The organism is Kitasatospora sp. NPDC058032 (assembly GCF_042885845.1).
Taxonomy (GTDB): Bacteria; Actinomycetota; Actinomycetes; order Streptomycetales; family Streptomycetaceae; genus Kitasatospora.
In genome coordinates this window covers 1-6,828 of record NZ_JBHVRK010000055.1, presented here as the reverse complement: position 1 = coordinate 6,828, position 6,828 = coordinate 1, and the positions used below count along the sequence as shown (strand labels likewise).

Sequence of the window (6,828 nt, the reverse complement as noted above, 5' to 3'; positions counted from 1 at the left end):
CCGGCGGCGCAGCAGCGCGTCCAGCGCTTCGAAGCCGCTCTCCTCCAACAGCTCTTCCGCGTCCTGGAGTTCGCCCGATCCGGCGGCGTCGGCGGTGGTGGCGGTGGCGGTGCCGGTGCCGGTGCTGATGCCGGTTCCGGCGCTCCGGTCATCGTCGGGGGTCTCGGCGGCGGCGGCCCGGGCGGCGCGTTCGAGGAGGTCGGCGGTGCGGGTCGCGAAGTCCAGCACGCGGGCGTGGGACGGGGCTTCGGGGCGGGTCGGGGTCATGAGGGTTCTCCCGTGGCGGGGTCGGTCCGGTCGGCGGAGTGGACGGAGTCGACGGGGTGGGCGGGGTCGGCGGGGTCGGCGGGGTCGGCGGGGTCGGCGGGGTCGGCGGGGTCGGCGACCGGGGCTGGGGTCGTCGGTGCGACGGGCGGCGGTACGACGGGCGGCGGCTCGGGCTCGTCGTCGAACTCGCCGAACATGCCCGACAGGTTGGCCTCTTGCGGGTCGACCGACCGGGTCCGCCAGCGCGGCACCGGGTGCCCCACCGGGCGCGCCGGTCCGGTGCCCGGCTCACCCAGGCCGTCGTACGGGTCACGACCGTTGTCCGGGTACGGGCCCGCCGCCGGGTGCGGGCCGGTGACCGGGTGCGGGCCGGTGACCGGGTGCGGGCCGGGCGGAGGCTCGCCGCCGGGGCGCTTCCCGGCGGCCGGCCGGTCCGGCGCCGGCCGCCCCCAGCGCTTCGGTGCGGCGTCCCGGCGCTCCGGTTCGCCCCGCCCGGCCTGTTCCTCCTCGGGATCCTCCGACCAGAAGGCGTCGACCACGGCCCTCCGCAGCTTCCCGAGGCCGCGCGCCCCGCGCACCCACCCGGACGAGCCGGGCCTCGCCTCCGGCCCCTGCTCGGGCGCCGGTCCGGGCTCCGGTGGCGTCGGGGGTTTCGGCGGCGTCGGAGGCACGGGCGGGGTCAGGGACGGCGGGGGCCGCAGCAACTCGTACCCGTGGCAGTCCGCGCTGGTCAGATGGGTGATCCGCCCGGCGTCGGCGTCCGAGCGCCGCCGCCAGCCGGTGACCAGCACGCACCTGCCGAGCCCTGCAGCGGCCGCCGCCCAGAGGCCGGCGGCGTCCGCCTCGGGCAGCAGGTGGCTCCCCGCCGGATGGGCGGGCCGCCAGGCCGGCGGCAGCAGCACCGGAGCCGCCGTCCCCGCTACCCTCGCCGTCCCCTCCGCGTGCTCCGCGTGGTCCGGCCATGGGGCGGCGACCGGCCGGGTGGTGCGCGGCTCGGCCTCCTCGCGGCCGACCGCCTCCCAGGTCGGGGCGATCCACTCGGTGTAGACCGGTCCGGCCCAGTCGGCCAAGTGGCCTGCCAGCTCGTCGAGTTCGGGGATCCGCCCACCCGTGTCGGCGGGCGCGGCCCGGTACCAGCCGACGAAGCCGTACAGCGGTCGCCCGAAGCGGTCCTGCACCATCACCCGGCTGATCAGGCCCAGCTCGCAGGCGACCCCGACCAGGACGCCCCGGCCGTCGCGGTGCAGCAGGAAGCGCGGGCCGTATTCCAATCGGCTCCCGCCGGCGACGGCGGCGCGCACGGCGTCCCCCACCGGCCCCTGCCGGTCGACCCCCGCGGGCAGCGCCCGCCACCACTGGTCGACCTGCAGGGTCCGGCCGTAGACGACCGCCGACCAGCCGCCGGGCGCGGCGCCTCCCGCCGCTTCGGTGTCGGCGGCGGCGGGCTCGGACTCCGGCCCGTGGTTCGTCGTACTCGTCATGGCATTCGTCCGTCCGTCAGTCCTCGGTTCCACGGCCCGTCCGTCCCATCCCGCCCGTCCTGCCCATCAGTCCGTCAGCAGCCGGCCGTCGCGGAAGATCGCGACCCCGCGCAGCTCCTCGTCCAGCTCCCGGCAACGGTCCTGGGCCCTCTCCAGGTCGGCCGAGGTCGCCGAACTGCTCGCGACCAGCCGGTCGATCTCCTGCCGGGCGCTGTTCTTCTGCGCGCCCTTGAACAGTCCGCCGAACAACCCCTGGCTGAGCGCCGCCAGTTCACCGCGTGAGGCGTCCAGGCTGCCGGCGAGCCGGTTCATCTCCTGCCGGTTCCGCACGATGCCCTCGCTGAGGTAGTGGCGGAGACTGAAGATGATCGGCAGGTGGAGGTTCTTGGGGGCGATCCGGCTGGCGTCCACGGTGGCCTGGGCCGCCGCGCCGAAGTTGCCCAGCTGGACGGCGCAGAGGGCCACCGTGACACCCTCGGCGTCGTCGCCCCCCAGCACCGGGACCAGCCTGGGGAAGTTCCGGCCGGCCGTCTGGAGCGCCTCGGCGGCCCGCAGTCCGGTGCGCTCGGCCAGCAGGTCCGCCTTGGTGAGCAGCACGGTGACACCGGGGACCGGCTCGCGCTTCGCCAGGCGCTCGCTGAACACCCGGGAGATCGCGCGGCTGAAGCGGGAGATCTCCATCGGGTCGTCGTCCCGGTCGAGGTTGCCCGGCGCGCCGTGCTTGATCCACTCGGCCACGTGCTCGGAGTCCAGCGCCAGGATGATGCTGTCGGAGCGCATGAGCCGGTCCTCCAGCAGCGCGACGTCCTCGGCGGCGTCGCGGCGGTCCAGGGCGGCGTTGCCGCGGAAGTCGACGCAGTCGATCTTCATGAGGTCGCGCATGCCCCGGCGGAACACGAATTCGTAGGAGATCGGCCGGTCCGAGGTGGCCTTGGGCATGGTGCCGGTGCGGCGCAGCCGGGCCCAGTCCTCGGCGAGGTCGAGGTCGAGGTCGGGGTCGGTGGTGTAGAGGTAGTAGCCCTGCACGCCCATGGAGAGGCGGTTGTACATGCCGTGCAGGTAGGCGGTCTTGCCGGAGCCGCTGGCACCGAGCATGGTCATGGTGAGGGTGGGAACCGTCATGGTGCGCTGTCCTTCGTCTCGCGGGGTCGGGGGTGGCGCTGTTCGGTGTCCGGGGGGGCGGCGCGGGGGCTCGGCCGCTGCGGGTTCTCGCCCGCCGCGGGTGCTCGGCCGCTCGGTGGCCGTCAGAACGAGAGGACGTCCTCCAGCAGTTCGCCGAGCCGGTCGGCGGGCTCCACCAGCGGTTCCAGGAGTGCCAGTTCGGCCGCGGCCCGGGCGCGGTCGCGGTCACGGATGGAGGCCCAGGACGGCTCCTCCTCCCACCAGCTGCTGATCCGGTCCCAGAGGGTGTCGCGCTGATCGGCGAGTCGCGCCGAGGCCATCAGCCGCTCGATCGAGGCGGACAGCTCCATGGCCCGGCCGATGATGCCGAACCGCAGCGTCCACAGCACCGGCAGCGCCACGCCCTCCGGCTCCGGCCCGCAGACCAGCGGGATGAAGGCCCCCTGGATGTGCCGGGTCTCCTGGACCGCCTCGATCAGCGGGAGGAACGGGGCGAGGAAGCGCTCCTCCGCGTCGGGGGCGCCGAGGTCGACCAGGTCGGTCTTGGTGAGCGCGATCACCAGCGGGGTCACGCTCTCCTCGCGGTCGGTGACGGCCTGGTGGACGCGGATGACGAGCCGGCGGACGTCCTCGGCCGCCTCAGGGTCGGTGTCCAGGCGCAGGGCGTCGACGAAGAGCACGATGCCGTCCGCCGCGACCAGGTCGTCGTGCAGTTGGGCGGCCTGCCGGCTGGAGCGGCGGTGTTCGGTGAGCGCGCCGCCGCGGTGGTCGGTCCAGCGGAACGGAAAGATCCCGTCGCCGTCGTGGCAGAGCACGAACTCGTAGCAGCGGGGCCGGTCGCTGGCACGGGGGTAGCGACCGCGCAGGATGGCGCGGGCGTCGGCGAGCAGCGAACGGTGGGCGTCACGGTCGGCGGTGCGCAGGGTCATGCCCTCGACCCCGTCGCACATGGCGGCGTACATGAGGGAGAGGTAGCTGGTCTTCCCGGCCGCACTATGGCCGAGCATCACTATGTCCATGCGGTTCCTCGCGATTCTCGCGGGTCCTCGGGCGGGCGGTCGTCGTCGGGCGGTCCGCGCTCGTTCCGTCCGTTTTCGGGCAGGGCGGGGCCAGGCGGGATGGCGTGAGGTCAGGTGAATGCGGTGACGCGGACGGCGGACGCGCTCAGAACCAGAGCTCGGGATCGACCTCGTCCGGGTAGTGGGCGACGGTCCAGCGGCGGGAGCCGTCCGCCGACGCGGCTTCCTGTGCGGCCCCCTCCCCCGCATCCGATCCGGTGTCGACGCCGGCCGGGGCGGGCGGGTCGGTGAGCGCCCCGAGGGCCACGGCGGCCTTCGGGTCGGCGGCCAGGTCGGGGATCCGGCCCAGCCGGGCGGCGACCAGGTCGGCCACCGGCGGCGTCCTGCTGGCCGCACCGCAGAGCACGACGGCCCCCAGCTCGGCCGGGGTCAGCCCGGCCCGGGAGACGGTGCGCTCCAGCAACACGATCGAGGCGGTGAGCGCCGGGGTGACGGCCGCCCGGTACTCGCCGCCCTGGACCACGAACGGCTCCGGGTAGCCCGGCACCGCCAGGTACACCGTCCCGGTGCTCGACAGGGACTCCTTGGCCAGGGTCAACTCACGGGCGAGCTGGGAACGTTGATGGGCCGAGGCGGGCGTCCGGTCGGCCCAGAGCCGCCGCCACGGTTCGGGATCGAGGTCCAGCGCCCGGTCGCGGAGCAGTTCGAACAGGGCCTGGTCGAGGTCGCGGCCACCGAAGTCCGGGTCCCCTGCCACCGCGACGGCCCGGAAGCCGCTCCCCTCGCGGCGCAGCACGGCGGTGTCCACGGTGCCGCCGCCGAGGTCGTAGACGGCGATCGGCCCGTCGCCCTCCGCCTGGACCTCCGCCGCGTGGAAGCGGGCGGCGGCCACCGGCTCGGGCAGCAGTTCCGGCGCGCCCAGCCCGGCCAGACGGGCGGCCTCGACCAGCCGGTCCAGATCGCCCGGGGACCAGTCGGCCGGGTGGGTGAGCACGGTGCGCACCGGTTCCGTCCCGCCACGCCGCGCCCGCGCCTCGCCGGCGGCACGGGCGAGCACGGCGGCGGCCAGCTCGGCGGTGGCCACCTCGCCGCCGTCCAGCAGCACGGCCGGCTGCCGGAGCAGCGCCCGCTTGGGGTGCAACTCGGCGCGTTCCGGCCGCTGGGCGGCGAGTTGGACGGCGGCCCGGCCGGTGAGCAGCCGGCCGTCGTCGTCCAGGCAGACCAGGGACGACAGGTAGCGGCTGTTCTCGATCTCGACCGCCGTCACCACCACGCCGGATGCCGCCGTGCCGGCCTGCTCGACGCGTACGGCCGCGGTGGTGAAGCAGGTACCGAAGTCGATAGCCAACGACCAGTCAGACACGTGACCTCACAGGTGGGTTGCTGCGGCGCACGGGCGCACGGGCGGAGCGGGAAGTCGGGCCTCCGGCACTCCCGCCAGGATGGTAGGGCCCCGTGGGCAACTGTGGAGAAATTCGGCACATCTTGTAACAATGGCATGGCCATTGCCGGTTGAGCACGACCCGGACGCCGCGGTGAGCAGCCTCTGGGTCCCCTCGGGTGGCACCCCGCTCCCCCGGGCCGGGGTGCCGCGACCAGTCTCGGCACAGCGTTCGACCGAAACACCGTCAGGTGACCGAATCCGCGCAGATTCTTGTCAACTCGGCCTCTCAACCGGACAACGCGGGACACACCGCCGCCCTGCGCAGGGAGGTTCCGATGAGCACGCCCGCCCCGACCACCGTCCCCGGGGGGCGCTCGCCACCGCGTACGGCGCCAGCAGACCCGCCGAACGCCGCTGGATTCGCGAACTCCTGTTTTTCTCACCGGAGTTCTTCGCCTGCTGGACGCTACACCCGCCCATCACATGGCCTCCCTCGCCCTACCGTTCCGCGGCGCGGACGGCTCACCGGCCGTGCTGCGGTGCATCACGTCCGCCCCGAGACCGCCGGAGTCGTCCTGTTCCTCGACCACGACAAGGCGAGCGGCGCCCAGTTGCCGGAACGCCTCGACGTGTCCCGCCCATGCTCCGCACTGGCCGACGACCGCGCCGCACTGCTCGTCCTCGCTGGCCCGGAACCACTGCTCAGCGCCAGGCTTCGACCCCTCCACCGAACCCTCGGGTTGGACCCTCGCCCACGTCCTCCAGAACGCCCTCCAGGACATCGAAGCTGGCCGCACCACCCTCGCACCCACCCAACGCCATCGCCACCACCCTCCTACGCCACCCCAGCGGATGGCGCCGCAGGTGGGCTGCACAGGAAGTCGGCCCACCCGACTTCCTGTGCAGCCCACCCGCCACCCAAACCCGGCCACACTCCTCCCACCGCCACAGCACACCCGATTCCCAGCAGGTTGCAGACCCCCCGCCCCACACACAAGCCCCCAGCTCCCAGACCCCGCTCACCACACACACGGGGGCTTCCAGGTCAGCTGATCGACCTGGCTGGACTATCCCCGCGTGCGCGGGGAGCAGATCATCAACGCCTACGACAGCCGGCGGGGGAAGGGACCATCCCCGCGTGCGTGGGTAGCAGGGCATGCGCAACCCGGTGTGCGTGATCACGAAGGGACCATCCCCGCGTGCGCAGGGAGCCGAGGATGCGGCCGTGGAGGCCGGTGATCTCGTAGGGACCATCCCCGCGTGCGCGGGGAGCAGGCGGCCGAGGCCGGCGCGTTCGAGGAGGCCGCGGGACCATCCCCGCGTGCGCGGGGAGCAGATCTGTCCGCCGCCCATGAACGGGAGGTACATGGGACCATCCCCGCGTGCGCGGGGAGCAGCCAGTTCGCCCCGGTACAGGGGCAGGCCGACAGGGACCATCCCCGCGTGCGCGGGGAGCAGGAGGGGCTTCCCCCGGGAATGTGGACACCGAGTGCTATGCAGCGACGGCCAGCGTAACTGATCTCTGCTCGTAGGCGATCGGGGTCATGTGGCCGAG

Annotated in this window: 5 protein-coding genes and 1 CRISPR repeat array; all 5 genes read right to left on the bottom strand. The window is 74.1% G+C overall.

Annotated features, from left to right (window positions below; all coding sequences use genetic code 11):
- Window positions 1-267 (bottom strand): hypothetical protein (locus ACFVUH_RS37125; RefSeq protein ID WP_387918044.1); only part of this gene is annotated, 267 nt, incomplete at its 3' end.
- On the bottom strand, window positions 264-1,748 hold the full coding sequence (locus ACFVUH_RS37120) for a hypothetical protein (protein WP_387918043.1): 1,485 nt from the start codon (window positions 1,746-1,748) through the stop codon (window positions 264-266). The genes ACFVUH_RS37125 and ACFVUH_RS37120, both read right to left, overlap by 4 nt.
- A 66-nt stretch (window positions 1,749-1,814) precedes the next feature.
- Window positions 1,815-2,870: a hypothetical protein gene (locus ACFVUH_RS37115; protein WP_355359342.1), complete on the bottom strand. Its 1,056-nt coding sequence runs from the start codon at window positions 2,868-2,870 to the stop codon at window positions 1,815-1,817.
- A 122-nt stretch (window positions 2,871-2,992) separates the two neighbouring features.
- A complete protein-coding gene (locus ACFVUH_RS37110) occupies window positions 2,993-3,889 on the bottom strand; it encodes a hypothetical protein (protein ID WP_387918042.1) in 897 nt (298 codons plus the stop codon).
- 145 nt (window positions 3,890-4,034) lie between these two features.
- Window positions 4,035-5,237 carry an Hsp70 family protein gene (locus tag ACFVUH_RS37105; protein ID WP_387918040.1) on the bottom strand — a complete coding sequence of 401 codons (1,203 nt, stop codon included), beginning with the start codon at window positions 5,235-5,237 and terminating at the stop codon, window positions 4,035-4,037.
- 1,099 nt (window positions 5,238-6,336) lie between these two features.
- A CRISPR array of direct repeats spans window positions 6,337-6,731; the repeat unit is 29 nt; unit sequence GGGACCATCCCCGCGTGCGCGGGGAGCAG.
- Window positions 6,732-6,828 lie beyond the last annotated feature (97 nt).